Below are 1,508 nucleotides of genomic sequence, written 5' to 3' on the forward strand. Positions count from 1 at the left end.
GAGCCTGCTCGCGATAGCAGTGTGTCAGTTGACAGATTTTTGTCTGACCCACCGCTATCGCGAGCAGGCTCACTCCTACAGGGTTTTGTGTTTTTTGAGGAGTTTCTGTGCGTTCACTGTTTTGGCGGATTCTTGCGAGCTTCTGGCTGGCCATCGCTCTGGTAGCCGGGCTGTCGATCCTGCTTGGGCACATGCTCAATCAGGACGCGTGGATACTCAGCCGCCATCCCGGCCTCAACACACTGGCGGCAGAATGGACCCAGACCTACGAGGCCCAGGGCGAAGAAGCGGCGCAGGACATCCTCGAACAACGCAAACGCCAGTATCACATCGACGTTCAGGTACTCAACGAAACCGGCGACCCGGTGGTGCGTGGCACCTTCCCGCGTCGCGCCGCCGCGTTCGAAGCGCGGCAGAACAACGACGATCGCCGTCTGCCGTGGCGGCGTCTGACTGACGAGATCACCAGTGAGAAAACCGGTGACACCTACCTGTTCATCTACCGCATCCCGCACCCGGAACTCGACGCCTGGCACCGCGAAAGCCTGCTCTGGCCGCTGAGTGCGCTGGGCATTGCACTGGTGGTGCTGACCCTGTTCAGTTTGCTCGTGACCTTCTCCATCACCCGCCCGCTCAGTCGCTTGCGCGGCGCGGTGCATGATCTGGGACAGACCACTTATCAGCAGAACAGCCTGGCAAAACTGGCCAACCGACGCGACGAATTCGGCGTGCTCGCCACCGATTTCAACCGCATGGGCGCACGTCTGCAAAGTCTCATTGGCAGTCAGCGGCAGTTGCTGCGCGATGTCTCCCATGAGTTGCGCTCACCCCTGGCGCGCCTGCGTATTGCCTTGGCCTTGGCCGAGCGCGCCAATCCTGAAGAACGCGAGAAACTGTGGCCACGGCTGACCCGCGAATGCGATCGGCTGGAGGCGTTGATCAGTGAAATCCTGGTGCTGGCGCGGGTCGATGCCGACAACGCCAGCGCTGAAGACGTGGACCTCAATGCGCTGCTCGCCACGCTGCAAAAGGATGCGCAGTTGAGCTCGCCCGAACAGACCGTGCGCCTGCAAGCCGAGCCGCAGCTGAATATCAAAGGCTGGCCAACGATGATCGAACGCGCCGTGGATAACCTGCTGCGCAACGCCCAGCGCTTCAACCCCAGCGATCAGCCGATCGAACTGCAGGCCTCGCGGCAGGGTGAACGGATTGTCATCAGCGTGCGCGACCACGGGCAGGGCGTGCAGGCGGAGCATCTGAGTCAGCTGGGCGAGCCGTTCTACCGAGCGCCGGGGCAGACGGCCGCCGGGCATGGCTTGGGACTGGCGATCGCCAAACGGGCGGCGGAACGGCATGGCGGCACGCTGACGCTGGCCAATCATGCGCAGGGCGGGTTTGTGGCGAGTCTGGAATTGCCCCTCGTACCGGGAGTTATCGCTCAGCCGTAGCTTTACGGTGAGACAAAAAAGATCGCAGCCTTCGGCAGCTCCTACAACGTCATGTGAACA

1 protein-coding gene is annotated in these 1,508 nt (G+C 62.1%); it reads left to right on the forward strand.

All coding sequences use genetic code 11. The features are described 5' to 3' along the window. Positions 1-107: 107 nt before the first annotated feature. Positions 108-1,448, forward strand: coding sequence for a HAMP domain-containing sensor histidine kinase (locus DCO47_RS26740; RefSeq protein ID WP_042607493.1), 1,341 nt, complete (start codon positions 108-110; stop codon positions 1,446-1,448). The last annotated feature ends 60 nt before the right edge of the window (positions 1,449-1,508 follow it).

Source organism: Pseudomonas sp. NDM (assembly GCF_003105095.1).
In the GTDB taxonomy this organism is placed as follows: Bacteria; Pseudomonadota; Gammaproteobacteria; order Pseudomonadales; family Pseudomonadaceae; genus Aquipseudomonas; species Aquipseudomonas moraviensis_A.